Consider the following 13,881-nt stretch of genomic DNA (forward strand, 5'->3'; position numbering starts at 1 on the left):
GTGACGAGACGCACGCCACGTCTGGTCACCCACTGTCTCGCTCAACGCGAGGTTCCGTGCAGGACCTCCGGTAACATCCAGTCTGAGTTCTGAGATTTACGACAAGGACCGAGGCGCGACATGCGAATCGGAGGTTCAGCCCAAGCCGACAGCGGAGTATTGATGCAAAACAATTCGGACGCCACAGTACTCGTGGACAACGTCCACAAGTCGTTCGGTGACGTCCACGCTCTGCAAGGCATCAGCTTCACAGCCGAGAAGGGAACAGTCCTCGGAGTTCTCGGACCGAACGGAGCGGGAAAAACCACAATCGTCAAGATCCTCGCGACTCTCATGCGACCGGATCTGGGCCGGGCGTTCGTCGCCGGACACGACGTTGTAAAAGATGCCCCCGCGGTCCGTCGCTCGATCATGATGACCGGGCAGTACGCGGCGCTCGACGAGACGCTGACGGGGAAGGAGAATCTCGAGCTGTTCGGTCGCCTGATGGGTCTTGACAAGGCAACGGCGCGGCAACGCGCCGATGAGCTACTGGACGAGTTCGAGCTGGCCGCTGCCGGACGCCGGGCTGTCAGGAACTATTCCGGGGGTATGCGGCGCCGGATCGATATCGCGTGTGGGTTGGTCGTACGGCCGCAGGTTGTGTTCCTCGACGAGCCCACCACCGGTTTGGACCCGCGCAGTCGCCAGGGAGTCTGGCGACTGGTGGAGAGACTCAAGACACAGGGGATCACCACACTCCTGACCACCCAATACCTGGAAGAAGCGGACCTTCTCAGCGACAACATCATCGTCATCGACAAGGGCACCGTTATTGCCGAAGGGACCGCGGACCAGCTCAAGGCCAGGACGGGCGGCACCTACTGCGAAGTTGTTCCGCTCGACCCCCAGCAATTGGCCCAGGCAGTAGAGGCACTGGGAGATCTCGTTCCCCGCGAGATCGCCGCCGAATTGGCGAGCGGAGACGACAAGCTGTCGATTCCAGCACCGACCGGAGCCGCCACACTCACCGAGGCTCTTCGTCGACTCGATTGCGCGGAGATCGAATTGGCCGATATCGCGCTGCGAAAGCCTTCGCTCGACGACGTCTTCCTCGCCCTTACCGGTCACGCGCATGCCGGAGACGACAGATGACTGCTACGGCGAGCGCCGACGGAGAGCGTGGGTCGATTTCGAGTGCCACGACCGCCCCCGCCAAGCATGTCGGTTCACATCGGCAGCCGCAGCCGAGCGGTATTCAACAGTGGCTCGCGTTGACGAAGCGAATGGTCCGTGCGATGGCCACCAATGGGGGCCTCGCTGTCGCCCTTGTCGCTCCGCTCGTGTTCACTGTCGGATTCTATCTACCGCTGAAGTTCGTCATGCAGCTCCAAGGTATCGACTACGCACAGTTCCTGATGCCGATCATCGTTCTACAGGCGATGGCCTTCACCGCCATTTCGGCCGCTCAGATTTCGGCAACCGAGGCCATCACCGGGTTGACCGACAGGTTGCAGACGATGCCCGTCGCTGCGCTGGCACCTCTGGCCGCCCGTATGACCGCCGGCCTGGTTCGGTCGCTTGTGTCACTCGTCGCTGCGCTCGGCTACGGATATGCGATTGGGTTTCGATTCAGTGCAGGGCCGCAACAGGCGCTACTTTTCTGCCTCGTCGCGCTGGCCGTCAGTACAACATTGGCCTTGGGAGCGGATGCGATCGGGTCTCTCTCGAAGAGTCCCGAAGCAACTAGCCAGGCACTCACACTGCCGATGCTCATCTTCGGGATGCTCTCGTGTGGGTTCGTGCCCGAAACCGGATTTCCTGAATGGGTGAGACCTTTTGTGCGTAACCAGCCGATCTCGCAGTTTTCCTTCGCGATGCGTGACATGGCGGCGGACGGCGTGCAGCCCTCCGTCCTCTGGCCGGCTCTGTCGTGGATTGTCGGACTCTCGATCGTGTTCGTTCCTCTGGCTGTGTGGGCGAGCGTGAGAAGGAAATGAGCAACCCGGCTGACCTTTCGACAAGTGCCGACTTGTCGCGAGACCTCGACTTCCCGCTTGCGCCCCGTCCGCGATCAGAAAAGTCTATCGTCGCCCTCTGGTCGCAGAGTGTCCTTCAATGCAAACGTCTGCTGATGCGATGGACCCGTGATCCATCGACGATGATCCAATCCCTGTTGTATCCAGCTCTGACCCTGCTGATGTTTCGAATCGTTCTCGGGGACTCGATCTCGGCCGCATCGGGACAGCCGAGCATCTACGGTACGGTTCCGATGGTCGCCCTGGTCGGGGCAATGGTGGGTTCCATTGTCAGCGCTGTGGGGCTGAAGGCCGAGAAAGAGAATGGCCTCCTCGGCCGATTCTGGACGTTGCCGGTTCATCGAGCATCGGGACTGGTGGGCCGTATGCTTGCCGAGGCGGTCCGCGTACTAGCGACCACGTTGGTCATCGTGACGGTCGGATTCGGCCTCGGCTTCCGTTTCAGCCAGGGAGTCCTCGCCGGTATAGTCCTTCTCCTCCTGCCTATTCTGTTCGGCATGGGGTTCGCCGTGATGGTAACCGCCCTGGCGACGATCTCGGGTAACGCTCCGCTTGTTGAAATCGTGTCGATTTCAACAACACTCTTGATGTTCTTCAATTCAGGTTTCGTTCCAGTGATGGCGTATCCCCCCTGGCTGCAACCCATCGTTGCCGCCCAGCCGTTGTCATGCGCGGTAGATGCGATGCGGGGTCTGTCATTAGGCGGCCCGGTGATTGAACCCGTGCTGAAAACACTCGCATGGTCGCTCGGGATAATCGCCCTATTCCTATATCCAGCAATCAGAGGGTACCGACGCGCCGCCGCAACAGGGGCTTGACGTTGTTCACCGGCCCCACAACACAGATTGACGGGTTCACGGCCGGAAAGCTCTGAAAGCCGTAGCATTTGCAAGAAAGAACAGGGAAAGATGACGCGCAAGCGCCGACACAGACAATTCGCTTCGAGCTTCGCGGCGGTTGTCGTTATGGTTCTGTCGTTTCTGAGTGTTCGTTCCGTCGCTTGGGCCGACCCAGGTTCCGATATCAATCCACCCATCCCAGCCGAAGACCTCAGTCTCGCTCCTCCTGGGGCGAATGATTGGAATTGCAGGCCAAGCGACGCCCATCCCCGCCCCGTAATCCTGGTCCATGGAACAGCTGCGGACATGGCCACGACGTGGAGGGTGCTGTCCCCCGAACTCAAAGCCGAGGGGTATTGCGTGTTTTCCCTGAACTACGGCGGCGCCAAGATGGTGATCCCACCCTTCAAGACTGTGTACGGCGTCACTGACATCCGATTGTCTGCCCGCCAACTAGCCCAATTCGTCGACACAGTGCTGTCACGGACTGGCTCAAGCCAGGTCGACATCGTAGGCCACTCGCAGGGTGGAACCCTCGCGAGGCAGTATCTAAAATTCGAGGGAGGTGCGAACAGCGCCGATCCCGCTTCGAATAAAGTTCGAACCTTGGTCACTCTCGGCGCAACCAACCACGGGACGACGTGGGCTGGCGACATCTTGCAGCGACTTTACGAGCTCGCGGCGTCACTCGGTTTCGGCAGCGAAGCTGCTTACCAGTTCCTCTTCGGTATGGCGATGAGCCAGCAGACAGTAGGATCGCCGCTACTGCAGGATCTCAACGCCGACGGTGATACCGAGGCAGGAGTCATGTACACGGTGATCGCATCGCGTGCTGACAACATGGTGACCCCGCCCGAGCGCACCTTCCTGTCAACAAACGGCCGCGCGGCCGACGTTAACAACATCTGGGTTCAAGACGGCTGCCCGTCCGATCAGACGGCGCATACCTCCCTCACCTTCGATGCGCGGTCACTGCACTTGGTCAAGGTCGGACTCGATCCAAGCTATGCGGACCGGCATCCGGCGCCCTGCGGGTCCTGACGCTCGGACGACACCAGCTGGCGAATCACTACCAGCCGCACATTGATGCCGCGTGGAGTCGAAATCACCATAATGTGAGCACCTTGAATTTAATTCCGCCGTGCAGCATTCCTAGATCGACGGCGAGCAAAAGCCCCCACCTTGCGCGAGGCATTCTGGTCAACATGACGGGAAGCAGAGGATTCTGCACGACGAGAACAGCGAGATGGCGAAGAAATGTGGTCAGAGCGATCCCTGGAGCACCAACTCCTCGATGGAGCGAGAGCAACTGGGCACTGCCGTAACCCAACGCTCGTCCCTGTTTCCAAAGATCACGACCGGTCTGGCGCAGCCGAACTCCAACAAGAGCCTCTCTCAGGAAACCGAAGGAATAACCTTCCAGTTGGGCACGCCAAACGAAATCGACGTCTTCGCTTCCGCGAAGATCTTCGTTCATTCCGCCCAACGCTCGAAAAACCGCGGCGCGGCACCCGAGATTGCCGCCTCCCGTATAGGGCATGAAAGCTTTCCCCTGCTCTTCTGGCGAGGGACAGGGGACCCAACTTTGAATCTTGGGCGAGTTCAACGAATGCGTTTCGAACGCACCCCCGACCACGTCGAATTCCTCGGCTAGCTCCCGCAGCCGAGCTATCCAATCGGGGTGCACGCGGTCGTCCGCATCGCAGAACGCTAGGAAATTGCCGGAAGCGCACTTCGCTCCTTCGTTGCGCGCATGCGCCGGCCCTTGGCGTGCTGAGGAGTCAACATAGACAATCCGCAATTCGTCGCGTAGTGGATGTTCATGAATATGCTGCGCAAGTCCATCAGTAGAACCATTGTCGCTGACAATAACCTCTAACTCACCCTTATAACTTTGCGCTGCAATTGCTTCAAGTTGAACGTCGATGAGGTCTCGACAATTACGAACTGGTATCACGACCGATACGCGATCGGACGTTTTCTGCGACTTCCGCTTATCCACCACCCTTTTGCAACCTTTCAGTTCGTTGATCGTGAAGGAGCCAGTCCCACCATACCCAACGTCGGAGAATCACTTTATTCGGGTCGAATCACCCGTCCGGCTACGTGACGTTGAAGAAAACCTACGACCGGACATCCCCCTTCATTGCGGGATCCGTCTTTGCTTTCGATCCGATTCCGTACCATATGTGCGGCAATTGACCACTCTCGCGTCTGCAGGCTTAAGGTCCGGCTGCGTGGTGCGGAGACGGAATGGCACCTCGAACGCGAGATTTCGCGCCGGACAGCCGCGTATTTCGTGGAGGAGGTAAAGCAAAGACCCGCCGTTGAGAAATCGCCTTTGCTCCTCGCCCCGAGTTCGTTATTCGGCGCCTGCGACCGGTGCTGGACGATCCCGTTTGTCGGCGGAGAATGACTAGCTCCGCAGGCCGACATGAAATTCTCACAGAAGGCCACGAAAGTGCCCACCGGCGGACATGACTCTGCCCAGACCGATCTCAACCGTGCGGCGCGTCAACGCCGCCGCAACCTCGCCCGCAGTTTCGATGTCGATGCTTATCGAACCGAAATCCCCGGGAGAGACCATTGTGAAGTCTGACGGAGAACTCATGGAGATACTCAATGCTTACAAGCTCACGGGGTCGTCCCGCGCCGCCGCCGAACTCTCGGACCGCTCGCACCACACGGTGAAGAAGGCCGCCCAAGACCGGAACCTGCGTCACGGTGCACCCATCGTCGACGTTGCCGAACGATTCGGGGTCACCCGGCAAACGGTCACCACATGACGTAAACGATACGAAACCTCAGGCCTCGACGGACCGTCCGATATCTCGCGCCGACCCCATTCGAGCCCGAGACGCATCTCGCCCGACGTCGAAGCCCTGATCTGTGAGATGCGCCGTCGCCACCGACGGTGGAGCGCGGCGCATCGCCTACGAACTTCACCGGGAAATCGGTGATCGTGCACCATCCCGCTCGACGATCCGCCGAGTCCCATTGCGCGCAACGGACTCGTCAATCCGCAACAACAGCAACATAAACGAGCCTACAAGCGGTGGGAGCGAGAATCGCTGGTGCACCTGTGGCAGCTGGACCTGGTGGGCGGAATTCCTCGCCGCGGCCGCGAATGCAAGATGCTCACCGGTATCGACTGCCACTCCAGATTCGTAGTCGTTGCCGCGGGCCCTCCGGCACGGCGGTGTGAGGCGTTCATCGCCGCCATGCAGCGCTGGGGAGTGCCCTTCGAGGTCCCCCCACCGACAACGGGAAGCAGTTCACCGGCAAGTTCACCCGACCGTTGCCGTCGAGGTGCTCTTCGAGCGCACCTGCCGCGAGTACGGCATTCCCGCGCGCCTGACCAAACGGCGGTCACCGTCCCCCGCACGCGGGGGTACCCCCACACCACCAGCAAGATCGAGCGGTTCCACCGGACGCTGCGACGCGAACTTCTCGACGAGGGCGGAGCGTTCGCCAGGATCGAAGCAGCTCAAGCGGCAGTCGACGAATGGATCCATACTTGCAACACCCACTGCCCCATCAGTCGTTGGACATGGCCACCCCAGCGGGTTTGTTGCGCGCACGACAGGACGACGAACCGCCCCCTGCCCCACCCCGATTGTCGGTGTGTGTCGACGGAACGTGAAAACTGATGGCGGTGTACGCGACCGTCTGGCGCCTACGTGAAAATCGGAGTCGAACTCCCCAGTTCAGGGTCAAGTCCCGTGAGGTGGTGTACGAAGTGTCGCGTGACTCCTCGTGGGGTGGTTATGCGGTCCGCGCCGCCGGTGTCACCTCCTCGGTGGGTTCGGATGGTGCGTGGGTTCCGCGGGAGCGGGCAATGACGTCGAGTCCGAGGTAGCGGCGGGCTTCGATCCATTCGTCGTGCTGTTCGGCCAGGACTGCGCCGACGAGCCGAATGAGGGCCGTGCGGTCGGGGAAGATCCCGACCACATCGGTCCGCCGCCGGATCTCCTTGTTTAGCCTCTCCTTTAACCGGCCTTCGCGTGTGGGTCAATCGCAGATTGGTGATCTGGAGTCAGCGGTTGAGTCGGTGGAGGTGGTCGGTCAGGGCGTCTTCGACTCGGTGGTGGCGAGCAGCTTCGTCGGGCCAGCCGCGGTCGCGGGCGTCGGCCTCGAGGGCCTGGATGTCGGTGCGTTGCGCCTCGAGCGCGCCGCGGAACTCGCCGGGCCGCGGCGAACCCGTCCGGGTCGCGGGCCTCGACCGCACTCCCGAGTCCGGTGAGGTTCTTGACGGCGGCGAACTCGAGGTCCAGTCGCAGCTCGTCTCGCCGCCCGATGAGGTGACACAACAGCGGCCAAGCCCCGGCACTGCGGAGTTCGGTGAGCCGGTCCGAGGCAGGCCGGGCCATCCATTCCCGCAGATCCGGGTGCGCGGCCAGGAATGCGGTTGCGATGCGAGTGCGGCCGCGGACGGCTCTTCCTCCCAGCCCGAGGGTGGCGACGTGGTCGAGATAGTCGGCCAGCACCGTATCCGGGTCCACCACGGTCGGGCATGCGGTGGTCATCGCCGTGCCCGGCGAGACTGGCCCGGGCGGCGCCGTATTCGGCGGCGAACTGCTCTATGGACAGGTGCACGTATCCGGCGGTGGTCTCCGGGGACACGTGCCCCATCAACTCCCGCAGCACCATCAAATCGATTCCTGCGGAGGCGAGTTCGGTTCCGTAGGTGTGTCGCAGCCGGTGCGGACGCACCCGACCGGCGCCGGACAGATCTCGGTGCCGCCGGAACAACGATCGCAACCCGGCCTCGGTCACCGGCGCCCCCACGGTGGGACCGCGCAGCACCACGAAGCACTCCGGTGTGACCACCCCGGGTGGCCGCTCGAGGCGCAGATAGGCCGATAGTTCGGTGAAAAACACCGCATCGACCGGCACCACACGCTCCTTCGAACCCTTGCCGAGCACCCGCAGCCGGCGTCGACCGAAATCCACGTCCGCCAACCGAAGCGATCGCACCTCGGCACTGCGCAGCCCGCCGAGCAGCATCGCCCACACCATCGCCCGATCCCGATGGGTGCGCAGCGACGAGACGAACACGTCCACCGCGTCGGCGTCGAGGGATTCGGGCAGCAACCGCGGCTGGCGCACCAGTCGGCCTCCGGCCCGGGGCCGGCCGGGCCCGAGATGCCCGAGCAGTCCCCGAGCCGACGGCCGGAGTCCCTGCCCACGCCGGGGCGAGGGCACCGGATTGTCGGCGCGCACCCCGCTTATCACCAGGTACTCGAACAACGCCCGCACCGCCGCAACCCGCCGATTGATCGTCGACGCCGCCGCCGTGCGCTGCCGGCCGTTCCTCGTCGTTGCGCCGGGTCGGGGATCACGGCGCACACCCTGCCAGTCGATCCACTCGAACACGGTCACCGGCGTCACCGCCGCCAATCCGAGATCGCGGTCGATCAGGAACCGCGCCAGGTTCAGCACATCGAACGCATACGCCCGCACCGTCGCCACGCTGAACGCCCGCCCGGCCAGATGTTGAGGAACGCGTTCGCCGCCGCGCAACCCTCCCACTCGCCGTCGACCACAAAGCCGTCGTCCGCCGCGTGCACCCGAACAGCCATCGTCTGCCCCGCTCCTATCGAGCCGCCACCGTCAGCATGCGCCCCATCCAGCCGTCGGCCCCGGACCTCACGCCGCGGACAGAATCGTGTCGCCCGAGAGCCGGTTAACCGATCGCGGATTGTTGCTCCAGATCTGACGCCAGATCTGCTTGGGAAATGTGGTGAACGCCAACAGGTCCGGCCGTGCTGCCGCGAGGTGATCGGCGACCCTCGGGAGTTTCTCCGACAATGCATCAATCACCCGATCATATTGAGCATGAACAGAATCGGAGTCCGGTTGGTCGTAGACCGAGTGCAGCAACGTCTTCACCCAAGGCCACGATGCCTTGGGGGTCACCGCCGTCAGGTTCGTCGAGTAATGGGTTCGACACCTCTGCCACGCCGCGCCCGGCAGGGTCGCGCCGATCGCCGCCACCAACCCGGCGTGCGCATCGGAGGTCACCAGGCGCACCCCGGACAGCCCGCGGGCGACCAGCGATCGGAAGAACGCCAACCAGCCGGCACCGTCCTCGCTGGAGATCACGTCCAGGCCCAGGATCTCCCGGTAGCCCGCGGCATTGACGCCGACCGCCACGAGGGCGTGCACGTTGACCACCCGCCCGTTCTCCCGGACCTTCAACACGAGGACGTCGGCGGCGACGAACGTGTACGGCCCGGCATCGAGCGGGCGGCTGCGGAACGCCTCCACCTGGGTGTCGAGGTCCTTGGCCATCACGGACACCTGCGACTTGGCTCCCCCAAGCACTTCGTGCAGGGAGGTTACCCCCCCGGCTGGTGATGCCCAACGTGTCGACGAGCCGGTCCATCCGCCGGGTGGAGACACCGAGCAGGTAGCAGGTGGCAACCACGGTAGTCAGGGCCTTTTCGGCGCGTTTGCGACGCTCGAGCAACCAATCGGGGAAGTACGAACCGGACCGCAGCTTCGGGATCGCCACGTCGAGGGTGCCGACGCGGGTGGCGAAGTCGCGGTGCCGGTATCCGTTACGAGAGTTGGTGCGCTCCTCGGAGCGTTGTCCGTAGCCGGCGCCGCACAGTGCGTCCGCCTCGGCGCCCATCAGGGTGTGAATAAACATCTTCAGTAGCTCGCGCAGCAGGTCGGGGCTTGCCCCGGTGAGGCGATCGGTCAAGAACTGGTGCAGGTCGATATCTCGAGGAATCACGCGATGACCGCCTACTTTCCGGCTACGACACGCCGGTGACGTCCTGATCCGGCTCGTACACATAGATGATGGATACGGCCGCGGGGTGACGTGATCCGGTCGTACACCGACGCCCCGATGTGGGGACTGTCTTCCGATGGATCTGTCCGTCACCTCGTGGCTGCGCGCACCGACCGGGCAGGCATGACTTGATAGCGCCTCTGTGTGTCAAGCAGCCGTAGGTGGTGCGTGCTGTTGGTCCCCGCGCATCCGGCGATAGAGGACGTTCGCGAGGCGGCGTTTGAGTGCTCGCCGGGCTTCAGCCCGTGTCTTGCCCTCGTCGAGTTTGCGCTGGTAATAGACGCGGCCGGGCCCCGGGTCGCGGGCTTGGCAGACGGCGATGGTGTGCAGCACGGAATTGAGTTGACGATTACCACCGGTGTTGAGCCGGTGGCGTGTGTTCTCGCCGCTCGACGCGGCGAGAGGAGCGGTGCCGGTGTAGCCGGCAAAGTGGTCGGCAGAGGGAAATCGGGTGATGTCCCCGATGTGGCCGAGGAGTTTGGCGGCAAGGACGGTGTTGATTCCGTGGACTTCCTGCAGAGTCGTCGTCGTGGCGGCGACGGCGTCGCGCATCTGAGCTTCGTTGGCTTTGATGTTCGAATCGATGCGCCGGAGGTCGGCAAGCACGTCCTTGGCCAAGTCCCGGCGGCAGGCGTCGGTGGCGGTTACCGGTTGATCCGTCGCATCGCAGCGCCGCCCTTGTCCGCCGACAGCACGGTCGGAACGCCGCCTGGAATCAGTTCCCGCAGCAGCTGGTGCAACCGGTTGAGCACACGCGTCCTCTCACGTGTGAGGTCATCGCGGCGCTCGGACAGCAGCCGCAGGATCGTGCTCTGGTCTTCGCGGTGAACTTGATGTAGGCCGCGGTGGTACAACGCTGTCAGCGCGACGGCCCGGGCATCGTCGGGATCGGTTTGCGTCCGCCGCCGGTGCTCAGGACCCGGACTTTCATTGCGAGGGTGGAAGGAACGTCAACGACGTCCTCACCACGCGCGACCAGAATCTGCGCTATGCCACGGCCGAGTCCCTTTGCTCCCTCGATCGCGTATTGCCGTTCTGGCCATCGCTGACACCATTTCACCAACGCGGTGGCGGTGCCGGCATTGACCACAAACCGACGGGACCCGACGGTGGCGCCGCTGCGGCTGACGGCAACTGCGGTGAATGACGACTTGTGTGGGTCGATTCCGATGATGCCCACCTGGCAGTACTCCTTCGGTAGGCGAAGTCGAACGTGCCTGCGGTGGGCATCCTGACTTGAAGATCTCGTTCACGCCTCTGTCGAGCCACACCGCAGGGCGGGTGTCGACCGGCATGGCACGCTATCAGTGAGCCAACCTCCGAAGATGGTGGCAAGGAGCCTGCGACCCTGCGCCGATCGACACCCTGGACGCTACGAGACTGCAGATCCCGATCACATCCACCGATGATTCAACAAGTCAAGAGCTTGACTTCTGCAGTCTCGTTTATGTGCTGTCTGCCCGCCTGGTTGGTGCGTGTCCACACCGGTCGAGGGAAGGGCATCATCTGTGGGCACCGACCACGAGAGCAAGATCAGCGTCTACGGGGGAATCGACACCCACAAGGACACCCATCACGTCGCGGTCATCGACGAACACGGACGGCCACTCGGTGACCGCGAGTTCGGGGCCACCGGCGCCGGCTACCGGAAGGTCATCGATTATCTTCGCGGATTCGGCGTCGTCGTCGCGGTCGCAGTGGAGGGCACCGGCAGCTACGGCGCCGAACTGGCGCGCGTACTACGCCGTGCCGGGATGACCGTTCTCGAGGTCCCCCGGCCCGACCGCCGGGCACGCCGCCTGCACGGCAAGTCCGACCCGCTCGACGCGCTCCAGGCGGCCGTCACTGCACTGTCCGGGCGCGGGCTGGCGACCCCGAAAGACCGCGACGGGCTGGTCGAATCGATGCACCGAACGGTCCTCGGCTCGCAAGGCGCGAGGCGCGGCGATGAACCAGATCCATGCTCTGCTGGTGACCGCACCGGAACAGATACGCGCTACCTACCGAATTCTCGGCGGTGTGAAACTCGTTGCCGCAGTGTCTCGATCACGGCCGACTCCCGGTCACGGCCCGGAGCAAACCCTCCGCGGCTCTTTGAAACGACTGGCCGTGCGCCATCAGCAGCACACGTCCGACATCGATGGCATCGACACCCGGCTCGGTGAGCTGGCCGCCCAGGTCAACCCGGCCCTATTCCAGCTGCCCGGCGTCGGTCCTCTCGTCGCCAGCCAGCTTCTGGTCGCCTGCGGTGACAACCCCGAACGACTGAGCAGCGAGCAGCAGTTCGCCGCACTGTGCGGAACTGCACCCATCCCCGCCTCGTCGGGTAAGCATCAGCGGCACCGGCTCTCCCGGGGCGGTGACCGCACCGCCAACTCCGCGATCCATCGCATCGTGCTCGTACGGATGTCCGCCGGTGACACACGCACCGTCGACTACATTGCGCGACGCACCGCGGTGGGCAAGTCCGAGCGCGAGATCATCCGCTGCCTCAAACGCTTCGTCGCGCGCGAGGTTTTCAAGATCATCGAAGAATCCGCTGCCCGTGAATAACGGCACAGGCCGACTTCGCCAACGTCGCCGAACACTGGCCATCCCGATCACCACGGTGGCAACCGCACTCGCGGTTCCCTACCAGCGCATACGACGTCTCGAGATCGGGCAACGCCTCGACCCCGATCTCGCCCTCACCTACTCGCGGTGGCTCACCGACCGTGAGCAGAAATCCAGCTCCCTCTGCCTGGCCGACACGGCTTGACAGCAATAGGAGCATCCATCGTCATGGACGCAACCCCGGTACGCAGGTTCTTCGTCAATGTTCGTGATAGTCCACCATGTCCGCCGTATACAGGCCTTGATAGATCGTTTCGTGGCAGAGGTGCCAGTCCGGTCGATCTGGGTAGGTGGTTCGCAGCCATCCAGCGATCTGCTCGGGACTCCACTGCAGCTTGAGCTTGTCCTGCACCAGCGTCCGCAGCGCACTGTCTCGAGCGAAGATGCTGCGCCGACGCCGACGCGTCTGCTCTCGAGCTCGCGAGTGCGCCAGACCGGCGTCGTAATTCCCGTCGTCGCCGGCGCGCATGTTCCGGCGCAACTCCCGTGAGATCGTCGACGGCGCCCGATTCAGGCGTCGAGCGATCTCACGAACACTGCACTGCTGAGCGTGCAGGACGGCGATGCGCTCGCGCTCGAGCAATGACAGGTAGCGTCCGGATCGAGAATCCTGGGGCAGCACCGTCCGAAGCAGCCCACCTCGCTGGGCGCGCCACAAATAGCCGGTGGTGCGCGCGATCCCCAGCCGCCGGCAGGCCTCGCCGGTGCCGATCCCCGCGGCCATCATCTTCCAGTACTCGTCCTCCAGCGCAAGGCGGCGCTTGGCGTCCCGGTCGTCCCATCTCCACCCGATTCTTTTACCAAGAGGGTGTTGCGACGAATACTCGAACCCAAGGCCGGAAAGGGGTCAGTTTTCAGGTGCCGTTGACAGTGTGGGCGCATCGGCCGCCCCGCAACCGATCGTGAGCATCCCGACGGAGACGAACCCCCTCGAGATCGGCCTACGTGTGCCACCCCTCCGAACTCGTGGACCTCGTTGGTGCACAGCAGATATGGGTCGGCAAGAGCGATGCCGGGCGCACAGTGACGCTGTGGGCGGATCTCGCCAGCGTCCACGTCGTACTCGACGATGACGTCGTCAAGACGACGGTCTCCCGGCTGACGACCGCCGATCTCGACCGGCTGGCCATGCGAGATTCACGACCAGGTCGGTCGGCGCCCGCGCTACCCGCATTCGATCCCGCTGCACCCGCGGCCGAGCGAGTGCCGGTGGAAGCCGACCGCACCGCCACTCGGGACGGGATCGTGGTCCTTCTTGGCCACCAACTCGCGCTCGGACCGGACACCGCCGGAACCCGAGTAACGCTGCAGATCGATGGCGGTCTCATTCATGCCGTCGCCGGAAGCCACCTGATTAAGGCGCTGCCGAATCCGCTGGTCGCCGCCGACCTGGGCCCCGGCTCACCCAGCGTTCGCCAGGCAACGGCGCCCCTGCCTCCGCCTCCGCCGGCGGAGCCGCAACGCCTGCACCGACGGAGTGCCGAAGACGGCGTCGTGATGGTGGCCGGGTAGCGGTTGCGAGTCGGACACATCCATGCCGGAACGATTGTCATTGTGATGGTCGAAGACCATCACTTCCGCGTCCTCGACGGCGGGGCCGAACTCGCTA

General features: G+C 63.5%; 14 protein-coding genes and 5 pseudogenes. 11 read left to right on the top strand and 8 right to left on the bottom strand.

What is annotated here, in order from left to right:
• Positions 1-162: 162 nt before the first annotated feature.
• From GO592_RS19025 to GO592_RS19040, 4 genes are all read left to right on the top strand, one after another.
• Positions 163-1,134 (top strand): ATP-binding cassette domain-containing protein, encoded by a 972-nt coding sequence (locus tag GO592_RS19025; RefSeq protein WP_039953043.1) that lies wholly within the window; start codon positions 163-165, stop codon positions 1,132-1,134.
• On the top strand, positions 1,131-1,979 hold the full coding sequence (locus GO592_RS19030; RefSeq protein ID WP_039953045.1) for an ABC transporter permease: 849 nt from the start codon (positions 1,131-1,133) through the stop codon (positions 1,977-1,979). Before GO592_RS19025 ends, GO592_RS19030 begins: the two co-directional genes overlap by 4 nt.
• Entirely contained in the window at positions 1,976-2,836 is an 861-nt protein-coding gene (locus tag GO592_RS19035) for an ABC transporter permease (RefSeq protein ID WP_039953046.1), read from the top strand. The genes GO592_RS19030 and GO592_RS19035 overlap by 4 nt, the downstream gene beginning before the upstream one ends.
• A 147-nt stretch (positions 2,837-2,983) precedes the next feature.
• Positions 2,984-3,898, top strand: a complete 915-nt coding sequence (locus GO592_RS19040) for an esterase/lipase family protein (RefSeq protein ID WP_272943301.1) — start codon at positions 2,984-2,986, stop codon at positions 3,896-3,898.
• Positions 3,899-3,962: 64 nt separating this feature from the next.
• Here GO592_RS19040 and GO592_RS19045 read toward each other — a convergent pair whose 3' ends face one another.
• A complete protein-coding gene (locus tag GO592_RS19045) occupies positions 3,963-4,859 on the bottom strand; it encodes a glycosyltransferase (protein WP_007301284.1) in 897 nt (298 codons plus the stop codon).
• Between the two features lie 607 nt (positions 4,860-5,466).
• Between GO592_RS19045 and GO592_RS44510 the strand changes: the two genes are divergently transcribed.
• The 3 genes from GO592_RS44510 (at position 5,467) to GO592_RS44520 (ending at position 6,507) form a co-directional block, all read left to right on the top strand.
• A complete protein-coding gene (locus GO592_RS44510) occupies positions 5,467-5,643 on the top strand; it encodes a hypothetical protein (RefSeq protein ID WP_237720648.1) in 177 nt (58 codons plus the stop codon).
• Positions 5,644-5,685: 42 nt separating this feature from the next.
• The gene (locus GO592_RS44515; protein ID WP_237720646.1) at positions 5,686-5,817 is read left to right on the top strand and encodes a hypothetical protein; all 132 of its coding nucleotides are present in this window, start codon (positions 5,686-5,688) and stop codon (positions 5,815-5,817) included.
• 261 nt (positions 5,818-6,078) lie between these two features.
• A complete protein-coding gene (locus GO592_RS44520; protein WP_237720647.1) occupies positions 6,079-6,507 on the top strand; it encodes an integrase core domain-containing protein in 429 nt (142 codons plus the stop codon).
• A 115-nt stretch (positions 6,508-6,622) separates the two neighbouring features.
• Here the strand turns inward: GO592_RS44520 and GO592_RS19055 are convergent.
• The 6 genes and pseudogenes from GO592_RS19055 to GO592_RS19080 form a co-directional block, all read right to left on the bottom strand.
• Positions 6,623-6,844, bottom strand: a pseudogene (locus GO592_RS19055) (transposase); the annotation flags it as partial.
• Between the two features lie 546 nt (positions 6,845-7,390).
• Positions 7,391-8,439 (bottom strand): annotated as a pseudogene (locus GO592_RS19060) (tyrosine-type recombinase/integrase); the annotation flags it as partial.
• 112 nt (positions 8,440-8,551) lie between these two features.
• Positions 8,552-9,662, bottom strand: a pseudogene (locus tag GO592_RS19065) (IS256 family transposase); the annotation flags it as partial.
• 144 nt (positions 9,663-9,806) lie between these two features.
• Positions 9,807-10,265, bottom strand: a complete 459-nt coding sequence (locus tag GO592_RS19070) for a transposase (RefSeq protein WP_237737144.1) — start codon at positions 10,263-10,265, stop codon at positions 9,807-9,809.
• Between the two features lie 164 nt (positions 10,266-10,429).
• Positions 10,430-10,513 (bottom strand): annotated as a pseudogene (locus tag GO592_RS46580) (hypothetical protein); the annotation flags it as partial.
• Between the two features lie 5 nt (positions 10,514-10,518).
• The gene (locus GO592_RS19080; RefSeq protein WP_202714919.1) at positions 10,519-10,839 is read right to left on the bottom strand and encodes a hypothetical protein; all 321 of its coding nucleotides are present in this window, start codon (positions 10,837-10,839) and stop codon (positions 10,519-10,521) included.
• 328 nt (positions 10,840-11,167) lie between these two features.
• On the opposite strand from GO592_RS19080, the pseudogene GO592_RS44525 reads away from it, so the two are divergent.
• From GO592_RS44525 to GO592_RS44535, 3 genes and pseudogenes are all read left to right on the top strand, one after another.
• Positions 11,168-11,497: pseudogene (locus tag GO592_RS44525) on the top strand (IS110 family transposase); the annotation flags it as partial.
• A 109-nt stretch (positions 11,498-11,606) separates the two neighbouring features.
• Positions 11,607-12,212 carry a transposase gene (locus GO592_RS44530; RefSeq protein WP_237720645.1) on the top strand — a complete coding sequence of 202 codons (606 nt, stop codon included), beginning with the start codon at positions 11,607-11,609 and terminating at the stop codon, positions 12,210-12,212.
• Positions 12,205-12,417 carry a hypothetical protein gene (locus GO592_RS44535; RefSeq protein ID WP_007301288.1) on the top strand — a complete coding sequence of 71 codons (213 nt, stop codon included), beginning with the start codon at positions 12,205-12,207 and terminating at the stop codon, positions 12,415-12,417. Before GO592_RS44530 ends, GO592_RS44535 begins: the two co-directional genes overlap by 8 nt.
• A gap of 54 nt (positions 12,418-12,471) precedes the next feature.
• Here GO592_RS44535 and GO592_RS19090 read toward each other — a convergent pair whose 3' ends face one another.
• Positions 12,472-12,999 (bottom strand): IS30 family transposase, encoded by a 528-nt coding sequence (locus tag GO592_RS19090; RefSeq protein ID WP_007301289.1) that lies wholly within the window; start codon positions 12,997-12,999, stop codon positions 12,472-12,474.
• 239 nt (positions 13,000-13,238) lie between these two features.
• On the opposite strand from GO592_RS19090, the gene GO592_RS19095 reads away from it, so the two are divergent.
• Positions 13,239-13,784 carry a hypothetical protein gene (locus GO592_RS19095; protein WP_050998717.1) on the top strand — a complete coding sequence of 182 codons (546 nt, stop codon included), beginning with the start codon at positions 13,239-13,241 and terminating at the stop codon, positions 13,782-13,784.
• Positions 13,785-13,881 lie beyond the last annotated feature (97 nt).

Source organism: Rhodococcus sp. 21391, from assembly GCF_016772255.1.
Taxonomy (GTDB): Bacteria; Actinomycetota; Actinomycetes; order Mycobacteriales; family Mycobacteriaceae; genus Rhodococcus_F; species Rhodococcus_F opacus.

Coding starts and splice junctions, on each gene's coding strand:
- GO592_RS19025 (WP_039953043.1), top strand. CDS start 163: ATGCAAAACAATTCGGACGCCACAGTACTCGTGGACAACGTCCACAAG.
- GO592_RS19040 (WP_272943301.1), top strand. CDS start 2,984: ATGGTTCTGTCGTTTCTGAGTGTTCGTTCCGTCGCTTGGGCCGACCCA.
- GO592_RS44520 (WP_237720647.1), top strand. CDS start 6,079: ATGCAGCGCTGGGGAGTGCCCTTCGAGGTCCCCCCACCGACAACGGGA.
- GO592_RS19090 (WP_007301289.1), bottom strand. CDS start 12,999: ATGATGGCCGCGGGGATCGGCACCGGCGAGGCCTGCCGGCGGCTGGGG.
- GO592_RS44510 (WP_237720648.1), top strand. CDS start 5,467: ATGGAGATACTCAATGCTTACAAGCTCACGGGGTCGTCCCGCGCCGCC.
- GO592_RS19030 (WP_039953045.1), top strand. CDS start 1,131: ATGACTGCTACGGCGAGCGCCGACGGAGAGCGTGGGTCGATTTCGAGT.
- GO592_RS44530 (WP_237720645.1), top strand. CDS start 11,607: ATGAACCAGATCCATGCTCTGCTGGTGACCGCACCGGAACAGATACGC.
- GO592_RS19035 (WP_039953046.1), top strand. CDS start 1,976: ATGAGCAACCCGGCTGACCTTTCGACAAGTGCCGACTTGTCGCGAGAC.